At 44.6% G+C, this 15,936-nt stretch carries 17 protein-coding genes and 1 rRNA gene; 10 read left to right on the plus strand and 8 right to left on the minus strand.

The genetic code is table 11. From position 1 onward, the window contains the following. Positions 1-90 precede the first annotated feature (90 nt). From gcvT to gcvP, 3 genes are read left to right on the plus strand one after another with little or no spacing between them, the layout of a single operon-like run. Positions 91-1,206, plus strand: a complete 1,116-nt coding sequence (gcvT, locus tag EHO57_RS06265; RefSeq protein WP_135643872.1) for a glycine cleavage system aminomethyltransferase GcvT — start codon at positions 91-93, stop codon at positions 1,204-1,206. A 15-nt stretch (positions 1,207-1,221) separates the two neighbouring features. After that, positions 1,222-1,614 (plus strand): glycine cleavage system protein GcvH, encoded by a 393-nt coding sequence (gcvH, locus tag EHO57_RS06270; protein ID WP_135643873.1) that lies wholly within the window; start codon positions 1,222-1,224, stop codon positions 1,612-1,614. Between the two features lie 9 nt (positions 1,615-1,623). Continuing rightward, complete coding sequence (gene gcvP / locus EHO57_RS06275) at positions 1,624-4,512, plus strand: aminomethyl-transferring glycine dehydrogenase (protein WP_135643874.1); 2,889 nt, start codon at positions 1,624-1,626, stop codon at positions 4,510-4,512. A gap of 85 nt (positions 4,513-4,597) precedes the next feature. Here gcvP and EHO57_RS06280 read toward each other — a convergent pair whose 3' ends face one another. Both EHO57_RS06280 and rrf read right to left on the minus strand, forming a co-directional pair. Then, positions 4,598-5,125, minus strand: a complete 528-nt coding sequence (locus EHO57_RS06280; RefSeq protein ID WP_135643876.1) for a hypothetical protein — start codon at positions 5,123-5,125, stop codon at positions 4,598-4,600. 647 nt (positions 5,126-5,772) lie between these two features. Continuing rightward, positions 5,773-5,889 (minus strand): 5S ribosomal RNA (gene rrf, locus EHO57_RS06285). A gap of 125 nt (positions 5,890-6,014) precedes the next feature. Between rrf and EHO57_RS06290 the strand changes: the two genes are divergently transcribed. Next, positions 6,015-6,398, plus strand: coding sequence for a c-type cytochrome (locus tag EHO57_RS06290; RefSeq protein WP_135643878.1), 384 nt, complete (start codon positions 6,015-6,017; stop codon positions 6,396-6,398). Here EHO57_RS06290 and EHO57_RS06295 read toward each other — a convergent pair. From EHO57_RS06295 to EHO57_RS06305, 3 genes are read right to left on the minus strand one after another with little or no spacing between them, the layout of a single operon-like run. Next, entirely contained in the window at positions 6,395-7,039 is a 645-nt protein-coding gene (locus EHO57_RS06295; RefSeq protein WP_135643880.1) for a biosynthetic peptidoglycan transglycosylase, read from the minus strand. The two genes, EHO57_RS06290 and EHO57_RS06295, sit on opposite strands and share 4 nt — an antisense overlap. A 1-nt stretch (position 7,040) precedes the next feature. Next, positions 7,041-7,703, minus strand: a complete 663-nt coding sequence (locus tag EHO57_RS06300) for a RibD family protein (RefSeq protein WP_135643882.1) — start codon at positions 7,701-7,703, stop codon at positions 7,041-7,043. Then, positions 7,700-7,927 carry a (2Fe-2S)-binding protein gene (locus EHO57_RS06305; RefSeq protein WP_135643884.1) on the minus strand — a complete coding sequence of 76 codons (228 nt, stop codon included), beginning with the start codon at positions 7,925-7,927 and terminating at the stop codon, positions 7,700-7,702. The genes EHO57_RS06300 and EHO57_RS06305 overlap by 4 nt, the downstream gene beginning before the upstream one ends. A gap of 189 nt (positions 7,928-8,116) precedes the next feature. Between EHO57_RS06305 and EHO57_RS06310 the strand changes: the two genes are divergently transcribed. Together EHO57_RS06310 and EHO57_RS06315 are read left to right on the plus strand one after the other, a co-directional pair. After that, the gene (locus EHO57_RS06310; RefSeq protein ID WP_135643886.1) at positions 8,117-9,469 is read left to right on the plus strand and encodes an MFS transporter; all 1,353 of its coding nucleotides are present in this window, start codon (positions 8,117-8,119) and stop codon (positions 9,467-9,469) included. A 74-nt stretch (positions 9,470-9,543) separates the two neighbouring features. Then, positions 9,544-9,765, plus strand: coding sequence for a hypothetical protein (locus EHO57_RS06315; RefSeq protein ID WP_135645394.1), 222 nt, complete (start codon positions 9,544-9,546; stop codon positions 9,763-9,765). A 92-nt stretch (positions 9,766-9,857) separates the two neighbouring features. Here EHO57_RS06315 and EHO57_RS06320 read toward each other — a convergent pair whose 3' ends face one another. Further along, positions 9,858-10,421: a hypothetical protein gene (locus EHO57_RS06320; RefSeq protein WP_135643888.1), complete on the minus strand. Its 564-nt coding sequence runs from the start codon at positions 10,419-10,421 to the stop codon at positions 9,858-9,860. A gap of 336 nt (positions 10,422-10,757) precedes the next feature. Next, positions 10,758-11,552: an LIC13212 family protein gene (locus EHO57_RS06325; protein ID WP_135643890.1), complete on the minus strand. Its 795-nt coding sequence runs from the start codon at positions 11,550-11,552 to the stop codon at positions 10,758-10,760. Between the two features lie 87 nt (positions 11,553-11,639). Between EHO57_RS06325 and EHO57_RS06330 the strand changes: the two genes are divergently transcribed. The 4 genes from EHO57_RS06330 to EHO57_RS06345 all read left to right on the plus strand — a co-directional run bounded on the left by EHO57_RS06330 (position 11,640) and on the right by EHO57_RS06345 (position 14,716). Beyond that, on the plus strand, positions 11,640-12,821 hold the full coding sequence (locus EHO57_RS06330; RefSeq protein ID WP_135643892.1) for a hypothetical protein: 1,182 nt from the start codon (positions 11,640-11,642) through the stop codon (positions 12,819-12,821). 97 nt (positions 12,822-12,918) lie between these two features. Further along, positions 12,919-13,497, plus strand: a complete 579-nt coding sequence (locus tag EHO57_RS06335; RefSeq protein ID WP_135643894.1) for a cytochrome C oxidase subunit IV family protein — start codon at positions 12,919-12,921, stop codon at positions 13,495-13,497. A gap of 144 nt (positions 13,498-13,641) precedes the next feature. Next, positions 13,642-14,040, plus strand: coding sequence for a DUF3052 family protein (locus EHO57_RS06340; protein WP_135643896.1), 399 nt, complete (start codon positions 13,642-13,644; stop codon positions 14,038-14,040). 34 nt (positions 14,041-14,074) lie between these two features. Further along, the gene (locus EHO57_RS06345; protein WP_135643897.1) at positions 14,075-14,716 is read left to right on the plus strand and encodes an LIC_13215 family putative lipoprotein; all 642 of its coding nucleotides are present in this window, start codon (positions 14,075-14,077) and stop codon (positions 14,714-14,716) included. A gap of 4 nt (positions 14,717-14,720) precedes the next feature. Here EHO57_RS06345 and EHO57_RS06350 read toward each other — a convergent pair whose 3' ends face one another. Further along, on the minus strand, positions 14,721-15,872 hold the full coding sequence (locus tag EHO57_RS06350) for a bacteriohemerythrin (protein ID WP_135643899.1): 1,152 nt from the start codon (positions 15,870-15,872) through the stop codon (positions 14,721-14,723). Positions 15,873-15,936 lie beyond the last annotated feature (64 nt).

Here is a 15,936-nt window from a genome sequence, read left to right on the forward strand (position 1 = left end):
ATTCTTATTTTCCCCAAGCAAATCCGAAAGATAGGGGCCTAAAAATGTTTTTCCTAAAGAACCTCAGTGAAATGATGGCCCCAAACCCTTATGTCCCAATCAAAGACCACCCCTCTCTATGAGGTTCACAAATCTCTAGGCGCCAAAATGATCCCTTTCGGCGGATGGGACATGCCCGTACAATACTCCGGGATCATCGCGGAACATACTGCAACAAGAGAAGCTGCCGGCTTATTCGATGTTTCACATATGGGAGAGATCTTTCTTGAAGGGGACCCAAAGGTCGTTCTGGATTTTCTGGAATCAGTCACCTGCAATTCGGTTGCTTCTCTTTCGGATGGGCAAGTGCAATACAATGCGATCATCAATCAAAGCGGCGGCCTCGTAGACGATATCACTCTCTACAGATTCAACGACCAGAAATACATGATCTGTGCGAACGCCTCCAATGTGGATGCAGTCTACGGATATCTAAAGCCACTCGTTCCTAAGTCGGGAGTGAAATTAGAGAACCAGAGTGCGAATTGGCATCAGATCGCCATCCAAGGTCCTAAAGCGGACGAGATACTTTCTTCTTATCTCAAGGCCGATCTAAGCAAGATAGGATATTATAAATTTATACTATTTCCTTTTAATGGAGAAGATCTCATTCTTTCTCGCACCGGTTATACTGGAGAGGACGGTTTCGAGATCTACAGCTCCAACGCGACTGGGATCAAACTCTGGAAAGAACTCTTAGAGCATGGAAAAGAAAAAGGACTCGTACCAGTAGGCTTGGGAGCCAGAGATACTCTTCGTATCGAAGCAAAGTATCCTCTTTACGGACATGAATTGGACGAGGGCCGTAGCCCAGTGCAATCCGGGATCGGCTGGATCGTAAAAGAGAAAACCATTCCCTATCCGAATTACGAAAATATTATCCAAGAAAAGAAAGAAGGTCCCAGCCAAAGAATCGTAGGCTTCGAACTACAAGAAGCCGGAGTTCCCAGAGAGAATATGCCTGTCCTGGACTCTCAAGGAAAGAAAATAGGGATTACCACTTCCGGCACCTTCTCTCCTAGCCTCAAGAAAGGGATCGGTCTCGCACTCATCGATTGCGACAAGATCAACCATGGCGAATCCATTCAGATAGAGATTCGAGGCCAGGCAAAACCTGCAATCGTCTTCACGAAATCTTTTATTCCGGGAAGCATTCGGAAAAATTAATATAAGGATCTACAAATGGCAGTAACTAACGCACCTCCAGGATATCGTTTCACAGAAAAACACGAATGGGTAAAAGTGGAAGGCGATACGGCTTTAATCGGTATTTCGGATTATGCTCAAGGAGCCTTGGGAGATATCGTTTTCGTGGATCTTCCTAAAGTCGGCAAAACCATTAAGCAATTCGATACCTTCGGGACCATAGAATCCGTAAAGGCAGCCGAGGATCTATACGCTCCTGTCAGCGGAGAGGTAACCGAGGTAAACGCAAATCTCGCTAAAAATCCGGCTGCAGTGAATTCGGATCCTTTCGGAGCATGGATGATCCGAGTCAAAGGAATAGATAAGGCTCAAGTCGAGAACCTATTGGATCCAGAATCCTATAGAGAACTCGTTAGCAAATTGGATTAGGAAAATAGAATGAGTGCAACGACCTGGAAAGAATCCGGCAAACAGAATGAAATGAAGAATACACTAGGCCCTCTAGATACTTTTCCGCGCCGACATATCGGCCCGGATCCGGATCAGACCCGGGACATGCTTTCCTCTCTCGGTCTTGCGAGTCTGGACGAATTGGTCTCCAAATCTGTTCCGGAAGGCATTCGCCTCAGCCAGCCTTTGGATCTTCCCCAGGCTTCTACAGAAAGAAGGATCCTAGAAGATCTAAAGAAGATCGCCTCTAAGAACAAACTTTTTCGATCTTATATAGGAACCGGATACCAAGCCAGCGTCCTGCCAGGTGTGATCCAAAGGAATATTTTGGAGAATCCGGGTTGGTATACCGCGTACACTCCATACCAGGCGGAAATCTCCCAAGGGAGATTGGAAGCGCTTCTGAATTTCCAAACCATGATCATGGACCTGACCGGTCTGGAGATCGCAAACGCTTCTCTTTTGGATGAGGCGACTGCTGCCGCAGAGGCTGTGTTTCTCGCATTCGGAATACGTAAGAATGAGACTTCCAAACTATTATTCATCTCAGAACTTTGCCATCCACAGACGATAGATGTGGTCCGCACAAGAGCTCTTCCTCTAGGGATCGAAGTAAAAGTAGGAAATCATCTACAGGCAGAACTCAACGAGGACTATTTTGCGGTCCTAGTTCAGTATCCAGGGACAGAAGGCACAATCTATAATTACGAATCCTTCTTCCAATTAGCGCATAACTTAGGAGCCCTTACGATCTGCGCCGCGGATCTACTTGCGCTTACTGTCTTAAAGGCCCCGGGAGAATTCGGAGCAGATGTTGCAGTAGGGAGCTCCCAAAGGTTCGGACTTCCTTACGGATTCGGCGGACCTCATGCAGGTTATTTTGCTACCAAGGATGAGTTCAAAAGAAACATGCCGGGAAGATTGGTAGGAGTTTCCAAGGATAGCCAAGGCAAACCCGGTCTCAGACTTTCTTTGCAAACCAGAGAGCAACATATCCGTAGAGACAAGGCTACTTCTAATATCTGCACCGCTCAGGTACTTCTTGCAGTTCTTTCTTCAATGTATGCGATATATCACGGTCCGAAAGGATTGAAGGAGATCGCTCTTAGGGTCCATAGATTGACAGAGGTCCTTGCCAAAAACCTGGAGAAGTCCGGCGTCCAAGTACTGAACAAACCGTTCTTCGACACTCTGGTCTTAGATCTGGGAGCGAAATCAAAAAGCTATATAGACGCTGCTACTCAAAAAGGCATCAATTTTAGGATCTTAGACAAAGGGAAAATTTCCATAGCATTGGATGAAACGGTAGAGGTCTCGGATCTCGAAGATATTCTTTCCGTATTCGGATCCACTAAGATCGATCTTTCTCTGGAATCTATATCCATACCGAATGAGTTTCTCAGGACTTCAGAGTATCTGACTCATCCGGTCTTCAACTCTCATCACACAGAAACCAAGATGTTGAGATATATTAGAAAATTAGAATCTAGGGATCTTTCCCTGACTACTTCCATGATCCCCCTAGGCTCTTGTACAATGAAGCTGAATGCGACCGTGGAAATGTTCCCGGTTACCTGGCCGGAGTTCTCTAATATTCATCCTTTCGCCCCTGTGGACCAAACAGAAGGATATAGAACGGTATTCCAACAATTGGAGTCTTGGCTTTCTCAAGTTACAGGATTCCCAGGGATCTCTCTACAACCAAACGCGGGTTCTCAAGGGGAATATGCCGGACTTCTTGCGATCCGAAACTATCATATCAGCAGAGGAGAAACGGACAGAAATGTTTGTTTGATCCCAATCTCCGCACATGGAACCAACCCGGCTTCTGCAGCAATGGTGGGATTCAAGGTGGTGGTCGTTGCCTGCGATAGCGAAGGGAATGTGGACTTGGACGATCTCAAGGCCAAGGCAAAAGAACATTCCAAGGACCTAGCGGCATTGATGGTCACTTATCCTTCTACCCATGGAGTATATGAAGAATCCATAAAAGAGATCTGCTCGATCGTCCATGAGCACGGAGGACAGGTCTATATGGATGGAGCAAATATGAACGCTCAGGTAGGGATCACAAGACCTGCCGCAATCGGAGCGGATGTTTGCCATCTCAATCTTCACAAGACATTCTGTATTCCTCACGGAGGAGGAGGACCCGGAGTAGGACCGATCGGAGTCGCAGAACATCTGAAGCCCTTCTTGCCTGGCCATCCTCTCGTGAACAACGGGACCGGAAATGAACATAGCGCTGTTTCCGCGGCTCCTTGGGGAAGCGCAAGCATCCTTCTCATCTCCTGGGTGTACATCGCTCTTTTAGGGGCCGAAGGATTAGAGCAAGCGACCAAGGCCGCCATTCTGAACGCGAATTATATCGCAAAACGTTTGGAGAATTACTATCCGGTCCTATACAAAGGAAAGAACGGATTCGTAGCTCACGAATGTATCCTAGATGTTCGACCTTTCAAGAAGACCAGCGGGATCGAAGTAGAAGATGTTGCCAAGAGGCTTATGGACTACGGCTTTCACGCGCCTACCATGTCCTTCCCTGTTCCGGGAACTTTGATGATAGAGCCTACCGAATCGGAATCCCAAGAGGAATTGGATCGCTTCTGTGAGGCAATGATCCTCATTCATTCCGAGATCAAGGAAATCGAAGAAGGAAAGGCAGATCCGAAAGACAATCCTCTCAAGAATTCCCCTCACACCTCTGCAATGGTGATCTCGGATTCTTGGGACCATGCCTATTCCAGGGAGAAGGCTGCGTATCCTGCACCCTGGACCAAGGAGCATAAGTTCTGGCCATATGTGGGAAGGATCGACAATGTCTACGGAGATCGTAACCTTGTTTGTTCCTGCTTGCCACTCGAAGATTACGTATAATTACGTTTTTCGAATATAGATGAAACAAAAAGACCGGGGTTTTAACTCCGGTCTTTTTGTTTAAGAAGAATGGAAGAAGGAAAGATCAGTCGTCTTTTTTCTTCTTTTTGGATTTCTTAGACTTTTTGGAATCGTCATCGTCGTCTTTCTTAGACTTTTTAGACTTCTTCTCTTTTTTAGATTCCTTATCGTCGTCTTCATCCTTATCCTTTTTGGATTTTTTGGACTTCTTCTTAGAATCGTCTTCGTCTTCTTTATCCTTTTCTTTCTTAGCTTTCTTGGATTCCTTTACGTCCTCATCCTTGTCTTTCTTGGATTTCTTTTTGGACTCGTGTTCGTCGGAATCCTCTTCCTTATCTTTTTTGGTCTTTTTGACCGCATGGCTCTCGCCGGAAGCCTTGCCAGGTTTTGCACGACAATATGCGTTTACGTTCGTTCCATCTTGCTTGGAATAACCGGAAACCCAAGTACAATCCGAGTCGGACTCGCATTGACCTTTAGATAGACCTTGGCATTGGGATTCTGCGGAGATCGGTCCCCAGTTAAAGACTAATAGACCTGCGAAAAGCAGGCTCACTACGAATTTGGAAAGATATATCGATTTACGATACATTCAGTTCGCTCCTACCGAAATATGTGCGACAAAGATGCGTACATCCTCGGAATTTGCGATCCTGAAATTTGTTTTGAGGAAAAATATTTACAATAGATTTTCCCGGCTGAAAAGCCGAAAGGACGAACTATATATTGAAATGATGATATAGAAACGTAGCAAAAAGGTGGGTCGGGAGGGGAATTCCTCCCGACCAAGCACAGTCAGGAATCAACCGCCATAGTACGTTAACAGGAACCCGAACCTTAGATACATTCGTCCATCCAATCGAACCTTGCTTCCTGGGTTCCTCGTATCGGAAGCGGACCGAATTCTACTATCACCTCTTCCACTCGTCAAGCGGACAAAATAAAACTAAGGCATTTTTTGGAAAAAAATTTCAGAAATTTATTGAAGGGCCATTTTTTTTCGAACAGTCGCTATTCATCCGTTATCCAAATCGCAAATACATTCATAAAATCTAATTTAGTCGCATAGCCCAACTACGGATTTGGAAAGAAATTGTTAAGTTGGAGACCAAACAACCGGATTCGGCTAATTTTTACGGCAAGGAGCAGGATGGCTGGATCTTGATAAGCGGAGGCAAATACGATGGAGTAGAAATAAAAAAGGCCGGAAGAACTCCGGCCTTTGATGATTGCTTAGAAACCCGGCAACGTCCTACTCTCCCACATAGCGAACCATGCAGTACCATCAGCGATGAGAGGCTTAACTTCCGTGTTCGGGATGGGAACGGGTGTGACCCTCTCTCTATAATCACCGAGAATCTACAGCCAGTATTTCCGGCCGAATCCCGATGTCTATCCATTTTTAACGATACAGTCCTAATTTTAAAAGACTCGGGAAAAAAAGTTTTCCAGTCCGAAAATCTAGGAAAGACTTTCCGATTATGAAATCATTCCTCTCTCTTTTCATTCTCCTTCTTTCTTTTGTCTGCCTTACTTGCGGATCGGGACAGACCAAAGAAGAAGTCCCAAAACCCATCGCGCCCAGCCAGGAATTGAAGACATTCGCAGATTCTTACTGGAACCAAAAATGCTCTGCCTGCCACGGGACGAACGGTATTCCTGATCCGAATCTAAATCCTGGGCCCAGAAAGTTCGGGACCTTTGGAATGAAGATGGGTTTCTTTTTCGGGGGGAATAAGATGAGAGCCGGGATCTTCCGGACCATCCGAGATGGAAAGAATCAGGCAATGCCTTCTTTCTCCAAGGAACTTAAGGAGGAACAGATCTGGGCCCTTGTGGAAAAGATAGAGAGATTGCCGAATTAATATTGTTCCGCTAAGGACCGGACCTCGTTCCTGGAATACGCATCCGGCTTTTTCAAGATCTGAACAAGCGCCTTGAATTCTTTCAGCTCTAGATCGCCGGGAGATTTTCCGAAGTAATAATTTGCGGATTTATAGATCCCGTTGAGTCCCCTTCCCCAGTATACAAGGTTTATATAATATTCTAGGACTCCTTTCTTACCCAGTTCCTCGTCCAAACTTTGGGCGATCCTGATCTCTCTTAGTTTTCGGGTCAGTGTCTTGTCCCTAGAAAGAAATAAAGTTCGAGCTAACTGTTGATCGATCGTGCTAGCCCCTCTTAGTTTTCTGAATAATAAGATCGTTTGTCCAATTGCAGATTGTATGTCCGCCAAAGAGTATCCCTGGTGTCTGTAGAATCTGGAATCTTCCACTTCTACCAAGTATTCCAAGCTTCCTGGGGGAAGTTCGTCCAAGCGGACCCAGTCTCTTTCCAAAGGGACAGACTCTAGGTTCTCCGGTAGATAGATGAGTTTGTTCTCCTGGAATAAGATCCTTTTTTCCGGAAAGGTTTGTTGATAAACGAGAACAATACAGCAGAGTACCAAAACGCTCCGGACTCCCGTGGAAATCCATCTGTGAAAATAATGATCTGCGTCTTGCATGTCAGAGAGGACTTTCTTTTTTATCGTAAATGAGAAAGACTTCCTGCCCTTGGGATTCGCAGGAAGTAAGAGTCCAACTCTCTCGATCAAAATCAGAATATTCGAATACTCCGCCGGTGATCGACGGCAGATCCGATTTGCCGATCATAAAAGGAACAAGAGTCAGATACAATCGATTCACCAAGTCTTTTCGAAAGAAGGAATCGTTCAACCTAGGCCCGCCTTCTAATAAGACCTTTTTGTATCCTCGAGAGGCAAGCTCACTCAAGACCTCTTCGGGCTCTAGGTCCTCTCCATGTAACGGAACTATCTCTGCGAGTTCGGAAAGATTGGCTCTTACTTCTTCTTGGTTCTTTGTTAAACAGAATAGGAGAGGTGGAACTTTAGAAAATTGGAATACTTTTCGATCTTCCGGAAGGGTTCCGCTCCGTACGAGAAGAATGGGCCTCGGCTCCTTCTCCGCTTCTACATAACGAAGATGAGTGACTGGGTCATCGTTCAGTAGGCTGTTCTTGCCCAGGATCAATGCATCCGCTTCCGAGCGGATCTCATCCATTCTTCGCTTATCATTTCGGGAAGAAAGGCCATACCATTTTCCATCCGGACGACAGACTTTTCCGTCCAGGGTCATGGCCATATTTACGAATAGGAAGGGGAAGGTCATTGGGTCTTAGGAGCCAATGTGTCGGAAAGCAGTTTGATGACCCTGTTTCTGCAAGTGCCGCAGCCAGTGCAACAGTAGGTATCCCTCATTAATTTTCCCAAGGTGTCGTTCCCTCTTTTGATGGAAGCGACAATCTCTTCTTCCGAGACTTGGTTACAAACGCAAACCTTTCTAGGTCGCATCAGTGCATTGAGGTCTATCTGACTGAAGTCTGAGGAGTTCATTAGCCTTCTATTTATTGGACGCCGATTCGAAAGTCTTCCCTAAAGCTAAAGATAAGAAGGAACGGATCAAGAGAATTTTTTTCCTATTTTAGGATCGGTCACTATTGCGGTCTAAAGGCATATTTCTCGTTGACAATCGGACTTTCAACCTCATCCTCATTCGGAAATTCCATATAGGGAAGCCTCAGAATGCAAGTAACCAAACGCGCTCCATTGCGGGAAATTTTCGGATGGTGCATGTTCGATTTCGCCAACTCGAGTTACACTACCGTAATCATAACCGTTATCTATTGCAGGGTTTTTGCCGAGGTTATCGTCCCAATTTCTTCCAATCCAGCGAATCCCTACGAGGACGGGAATTTCCTCTTTGGCCTCGCATTATGTATTTCTTATCTATTCGTGGTTTTGACCGGCCCTTTATTCGGGGCAATTTCCGATTTCTCAGCAAAGAAGAAGACTTTCTTATTCTGGAGCTATATTAGCTGCATTATCAGCACCGCCTCCCTATGGTTGGTCTCCAGCCCAGGTCTTTGGGAACTCGGTTTCGTTCTGATCATCATATCCAACTTCTTCTTTGCCTCCGGAGAGAACTTTGCCTCTTCCTTTTTGCCGCATTTGGGTCCCAAGGAGGAATTGGGCAAGATCTCCGGCTATGCTTGGGGGATCGGATATATGGGAGGTCTTCTTTCCGTATTTATCGTCCAGACCTTTGTGGTACCGGCCATGGACGCAGCACATTATGAATCCTTAAGATATGTGGGACCTCTGACCGCAGTTTTCTTTCTTTTAGGAGGGATCCCCACCTTTCTACTATTGAAAGAATACCAACCCATTTCCCAAAGACCGGATGAGAAAGGATATCTCTCTATCGGTTTCAAACAACTTGTCTCCACCCTTCGCTCTGTGGGATATTTTAGGGACCTTGTGATCTATTTGATCTCTCTCTTCTTCTCTATGGCGGCTCTTGCCATTGTGATCGCATTTGCTTTCTTGTATGGGAACCAAGAGATCAAGATCACTCCGGACCAGGAAAAGGCTCTCTTTATACTTCTTCAGTTCTTTGCGATGATAGGAGCGATCTTTTTCGGAGTTGTTCAGGACAAGATAGGCGCCAAGAAAACGTTTAATATTACCTTAATATTCTGGATCTTCTGTTTGATCGGGATCTATTTCGTGCGAGAAATCACTAGCTTCGTCAATGGCCTTGGCGCGGACATCTCCGTCCAATGGGTCTTCGTGATCTTAGGTACATTAGCCGGCTCAGGGGTAGGCTCCACTCAATCTGCGAGCAGAGCGATCGTTGGTATATTCGCTCCTGAATCCAAGTCCGGAGAATTCTTTGGGCTTTGGGGTCTCTCCGGAAAACTAGCCGCAGCCATCGGCGTATTTGCGATCGGTATCCTGCAAAAGATATTCGTCTTGAGAAATGCGTTCTTGGTCGTCGCTGTCTTCTTCTTTATTTCCCTTTTGATCAATTTCTTTGTGAATGAGAAGAGAGGAATAGAGAAAGCAAAAGAATGGGAAAAAAGTAACGGGCACTGATCTTATGTAGCCTAGTTGCAGCGCTTTTGCTTGAAAATCCCAAATAAGATACTATAATCTGATCTGTGGCAGGTATAGAGTTACAGACAGAGGACGAGTTCGAATCCCATCAGAGCCAGCGTAAACTTGCGTTGGCAACCATGGACGAATTGACCCAGACCAAGCTGGACCTTTTGGACGCCGGCAAAGAAGTGCCTAAATTCCTAAACTACGCCATTTCTTATTTAAACCGCAAATATCTTACGGAAGAAAAAGTGATCAGTGATCTGATTGTCCGAAGAGATTCTTCCAACTAACCCTAACTCTAAGAATTTTATTTCTAGCCTACCAAATGACCGAATAAGGACTGATTCAGCCTCTGAATCAGTCTTTGGTTTTTACGGAATGTTTATTTCTTCTTTTTGGGTTTTGCTTTTTTCTTGGGAGCCGCTTTCTTTTTAGGTGCGGCCTTTTTCTTAGGCGAGGTTTTCTTCTTTGCTGTCTTCTTTTTCGCTGTGGTTGTTCTTTGTCTGCCTTCTTCGCTCAAGGTAAGACTTGGATCTCTCTCCATATTCTTGATCAAAGAAGAATGTCGGAATCTAAGTGCGGACCAATCATCGTCGATAGAGATCAGTCTGACCCCTTCGAAGCTGATCTTTCCCAGCGGATCCCAACCGGCATCCCTATGGATGGATACATTATACTTTCTGGAAGTCTTTTTGGGATAGGCTAGCCACAAGAGCCCGTCTTCCATGAGGGAAGTGGGAACCATCGAAGCAATATTTCGGATCTCTACTTCGGTTTGAACAAAGGCAAGGATCAATCTGTATCTCTTTCCTGATCTCAGGGCTCGATCTACCGGTGCTCCCAAACTGGAAAGAGCGGGTTCGAACTCGTAGGGAGAGGATAAGACGCAAACGTCTCCTTCTCCTGGTTTGAACTGTAGTTTACCGAAAACCGAATGAAGAGCCATCGGTAAATAGAATCCTTTTCGCAAAGAAAAGGCAAGCCAGAAAAAGAAAGCCTAGATGCAGTTCATTCTTTTCGGATACGTAAAACGAAAGAAATATTCCTTCTTCTTGTCGGGCCGAACCAAGTTAGCTGCAAGCGGAAGACTATTACAGATTTCTTAAAAGCGTTTAGTAATAACGGTTGTTATGCTTTTACGGAAGACAGAGACAATTTGCCACAGATTTTCCTCTCTTTGATAAATATCAATTTCGAATGAAAATGACTTAAGAAACAGGCACAAAAAAAGCGGGCCAAAGCCCGCCTTCTTCTTTTGATACGTTCGAGAAGATCCTCGTTCTTACTGAAACTCCAGCATTTTAGAGATCAATCTCTTCTGGTTCAGCTCCAGATCTCTCAGTTTATGACGGACGTTCTTGTCCACTCTGCGCAAATATTTCTTATATGTTACAATAATCTGTTTTTGTTTATTATAAGGAAGTGGATTGGTCTCATCGTGTAATTTAGTCTCTACGCTGGGACCGATCGGTTGCATTGGAGTATCCGGCCAAATGAATTCAGTATCATAACTGGAATAGTACTCCAGTTTGATCTCCTTGTTATTATTAGGAGTCCTTTTTCCTTCGCTGCTCAGTTGAGGTCCTTTCGGATCCGCATTGATCACCCTTCTCATCTCTCTTACGAAGATCTCTCCGTTTGAGTTGGTGCGTTTGAATTGCATGATGATCTTTTCGAGTTTCTCAGGGTTACTTCCCGGATAGATAAAGATACGCGCATTATACAAATATGTTTTAGGAAAATCCCAGAACGATTCTCCGGATCCCATGTCCAGTTCCAGATACGGCTTGTTGTCCCTGTCCGTCTTCAAGAACTGAGGAAGCTCCTGAGGCTCATCCCCGATATAACGCAAAGCCTTTTTGGTGGTGTCCATCTGCAGGATCTTATTGATCTTATGGATATTCTCGGAAATGGAAGAATGAAGGTTATCGATCTCAATATCGGAAAACCCGGCCTTGCGGATGGCTTCTATCTGGCGTTCGATCTCTCTTTCTTCCATAGTAAGGATCTTAGGTGCCGCATCGATCTGTACGAATACTAGCAAAAGAGAGATAAGAGCAAAGATAAGGGTTTTCATGAGACTGCCTTCATTCTTAAATATCGAAAAGACTATACCCCATTCTTGATCCTAGAAAGGATTTTTTCCGATCTTCTGAATTGAATTATGCCTCGAATCTTCCGTCCAAACGCTTACTTCGAAGAGGAAATCCGCTCCGGGAAATTATTTCCCAAGCATTTGGAAAAAAGAAACTCCATGATCGAAGCTGCTCTTCTGGTCCTGGCCGGACTTAGACAAAATACGGAGATCATTCTAAGCCATTCTATTCCGGACAAAGAATGGATCTCTTTTTGGAAGAAGAAAGAAGTCCGGATCCAGAAGCCTCTTCTTCTTTCGGAGATCAGAGATCTGAAATTCCCAAGTTCGGAAGAAGTGATCTTAGAGGAATGGGGTCGTATCTCCGAATACAGAGCAAGTTATGGTCTGGAACTCGATCCTAAGAGATTGGACCAAGCCAGAAGACTATCATCCAAATTAAGTCAGTCGGATTGGCATTCTAAATTAGAGCCTGAGTTTTTTTCCATTTCCATTCGCAATCGACTCGATTGGGAACAATTCCGGAAACAGGAAAAGGCTCGTTTCGATCCAAAGACCCGTTATGTTTTCAAGCCGGAGTGGAGCTTCGCGGGTGGGCATAAGATTGTTCCTTCTTCCCAAATCGAAGAAATGGCTGAGTCTCTTTTCATGAAGAAGGAACCCTTTCTTCTAGAAACCTGGGTGGAAAGGACCAAGGACTTCAGTTTATTATTTCGGGCCGAGGAGAGAAGGTTCGAATCGGAAGCCGGGACCATTCTTCTTTCGGATCCGAATGGAAAATACTCAGGAACTTGGATCGGAGAATCTCCGGAAATACAAGATTATCTTTCTGGAATGGAAGATATCCTTTTGCACTTACAGGATTTTGCCTCGGAGTACGAAGGATTTGGCTCCATCGATTCCTTCTTCTTCCAAAAGGAAGAAAAGAATATATTACGAAAAGTTTCCGAGGTCAATTTCAGATGGACCATGGGTCGATTGCTTTTGGAACTGAGGAAATCTTCTCCGAAAAAGAAAATGTCGGACCTGCTACTCTTCTTCCCGCAAGTAAAACATTCCGATCCGTACGGTGAATTAGAGATTTGGGGGAAGGAAACTGGCTGGGAAATTCTTCCACTTTCTCCCTTTCACTCCAGATCGGGAGATCTTAGTCCCAAAAATCTGCTCTGGTTCAGGCTCCCTGAAAATCCAGGTGTGAGCCCTTGGGAAATGGCAAAAATGGCCTCGGATCAGGGCCTGGACCGTTTGTAGGCCTGAAATGTACTTGTGATTCTTTACCTGCCTCCGAGACTGGTTCCAATCCCTTCGGGGAACTTCGCCTTAGATCTTTAGGCTCCCAGGAAAAGAGATGGAACTGTTTCTCAACTACGCGCTGTATATTATTGTAAGTATCGGATTCCTTATTCCCTTCACAGGATTTGTAATCGGAGCCGGTGCGATCGTAAACGCTACTGTTGCCGGTGCGATCGTGAACTTCTTGGCTCAAATCGTGGAAGAGGACAAACTCAAGTCCTTCCTCGATAAAAACAAAAGCACTCGTTTGGGTCAGGCTCTACAGAAAGCTGTGGATACTGGTAAAACCAAATTGCAACCTGCTCCTGCTAAACACGAAGAGCATGGACATGGTGGACATCATCTTATTTCCGTCCAAACCTACTCTCTGGTTTTCGCGGCTCTGATCGTAGGAACTGTGATCACCGTTTTAGTAGCGCAAGTCGACTTCGGAGCGATGAACACTGTGATCGCAATGTTAGTAGCGACCATCAAGGCTTCCTTGGTATTGGCCTTCTTCATGCACTTAAAATACGATAACGTAATGAACCGAGTGATCTTCGGGTCCGGGTTCCTCTTCTTACTTCTTTTATTCGGATTCTCCGTTGCGGACATCTTCACAAGAGCAAAGATCTTAGTAAGCTTCCCTTACTAAGCCCACTTTCTAATCCTAGAAATGTAAAGAGAACCGGCAGAAATGCCGGTTTTTTTGTAGCCTCAGATCCCTCGGCTCTTTTACTCTTGCTCCGTCGATCGATTCCATATCGATACATTCTTTTGAAAGAAGAAGGAACAGTGAATGGCTGGCTATTCCGGTACACCCTTAGTAAAGAAGTTAGGATTCAAGGAAGGTCAAGTTGCGATCTTGCTCCAAGAACCTAAAGAGTTCAGAGGACTATTAGAGGATCTTCCTGAAAATATCATCTTTAAGAAGAAACTAAGCGGAGATTTCGATTATATCCATTACTTCTGCAAGGCCAAGTTGGAGCTAGCGGATTCCTTTCCTAAATTTCCGGATCATCTGGCGGACAAGGGCATGGTTTGGATCTCCTGGCCTAAGATGTCCTCGGGAGTTAAAACAGATCTAAAGGAAGATATGGTCCGAGAGATCGGCTTAAAAACCGGTTTGGTGGATGTAAAGGTTTGTGCCATTGATGAGACCTGGTCCGGTCTTCTTTTTAGAAGAAGAGTGAAATAAGGGCCCAATTAGGATCGAGCTACCCAGATTGATTATGAAATTCTTATATATCTTGATCCGATCCTTCTCGATCTACCTTTTCGCGTTTTTCTTTTTTACGGCCCATTGTATAGAAAAGGTCCCGGAGGTAAGTAAGACAGTAGAGATCCCAGAGTTGGGATTGATATTAAATTACGAAGGTTGGCTCTACGAGGAATTCGATCCGAATGCGGACCCCAAGAATTATAGCCAATCCAAAACCAAGAAACCGATCAAGAACGATCAACCTGTCAAGGTAATGTTCTATCTATTTGATTCCGATAAGGAGAAGGGTTCGGAGATCCGTACAAATATCAATTTTATCTCCGAGGCAATTCCTTCTAAATATTCCAAAGCAACCTTAGAAGATTATGTGGCTTCCATCGGCGCATTGTACTCGAATATGTATAAAGACTATGAGGTACTTTCCGTCCCACAAAGATGCGCGTTCGGTAAGAACAAATGCATGTTCGTAGAAGCAAAATTTAAGCTAACGAATTCCGATAAAAGCAAAGAGGTCCATACCTTTCAATGGATCTTCTTAAAAGAGAGTTCCTTTTATATCTTTACCGGAACGGTTCCAGAAAATGAACTCGGCACCAAAGGAAAGAAGATCATAGGGACCATCCAAACCCTTTCCGAATCCAAGACCAATTGATCTTTCAATAGTGCTGCTTGGACAGATTCTTGGAATCGCTTATATCTTCGTAATCCACTAAGAGCTTATAGATCATAACCGCTTCTTTCCAGATATGGATCTTTTCCGCCTTATTCAGTTGCCTTACGTACTCGTTTACTTCGGGCAATCTGGATCGGAAGAAATAGAAGAGCTTCTTATCTTCCACGGCGATATGACTGATCAACCAATCCTTTAGGTCCTGTAAGAGCCTGGCAATCGCTTCTAGATCCCCACTTTCACTTCTGTCAGTGAGATCCGCGATGAGAATATTAAATTGCTCATGCTGCTTGATATGGCTCTTTTCCCCGATATAGTTGAAGCGGCTCATAATAGATTCTTCCGTATTGAAATGTTCTTTTACATATTCGATCACGGACTGGATGAGAGCTTTCAGCTCATCGCTTAATTCGGAGGAATCTATTTCTTGTTTGAGCTTTTGTTTGTAAACCTTCTCTGTTCGAACAAGCAAATGCAATAGCCAGAGATGTTGGATATCGACGATCGCAATCCCTGTTTTCAGCCTATATCTGTACCAAAGTTCCGAGATCGCCTTTAGGTTCTGTTCCCCTATATCCAAGAATTCCGGCGAGATATTCTGCTTCTTTGAAAAGACTACTTTTTCATATAAATTCTGGATCTCTTCATAATACGGGGAATGCTTTAGGTCGTCTTCGATCCAATCATAGTTTTGGTAATTCTTCTCTATTTTTAGCCATTCCAAATAGCCTTTGTCCTCATTCAAAATATGAACGAACAGCCACTTCTTCAGATTCTTCATAAGATCGAAAGCGGCCTTTGCAAAATTTTCCTCGATGTTCTCATTCATTCTTCTCTTCAGAGCGGCAATGAATCGGATATGTTGTAATCTATGATGTCCCAGTTTGGGAAAGCCGGCCTTCTCCAAAAGTTTTTCTTCTAGAGAGAAATGTTCTATCGTATAATCTAGAGTCTTGTTCAAAGAAATAGCAAAATCTTCCTTGAGCTTGACTCCGACCTCGCTCTCAAACTTTTGTTCCAGGTCGACCAGGATCCCGATCAACCAAAGATGTTGCTTGTCGATAGGCGGTATTCCTAAAGACAGATCGAAGGTCTTCCAGATCCCTCGGATCTTCTCGATAGTGCTTTCGTGAAACAAACGGTCCCTCCCGATAACGGCAACTTAACCTATACCGCGAGAATTTTAAGCGCTTATAGAAAGC

The organism is Leptospira langatensis (genome assembly GCF_004770615.1).
In the GTDB taxonomy this organism is placed as follows: Bacteria; Spirochaetota; Leptospiria; order Leptospirales; family Leptospiraceae; genus Leptospira_B; species Leptospira_B langatensis.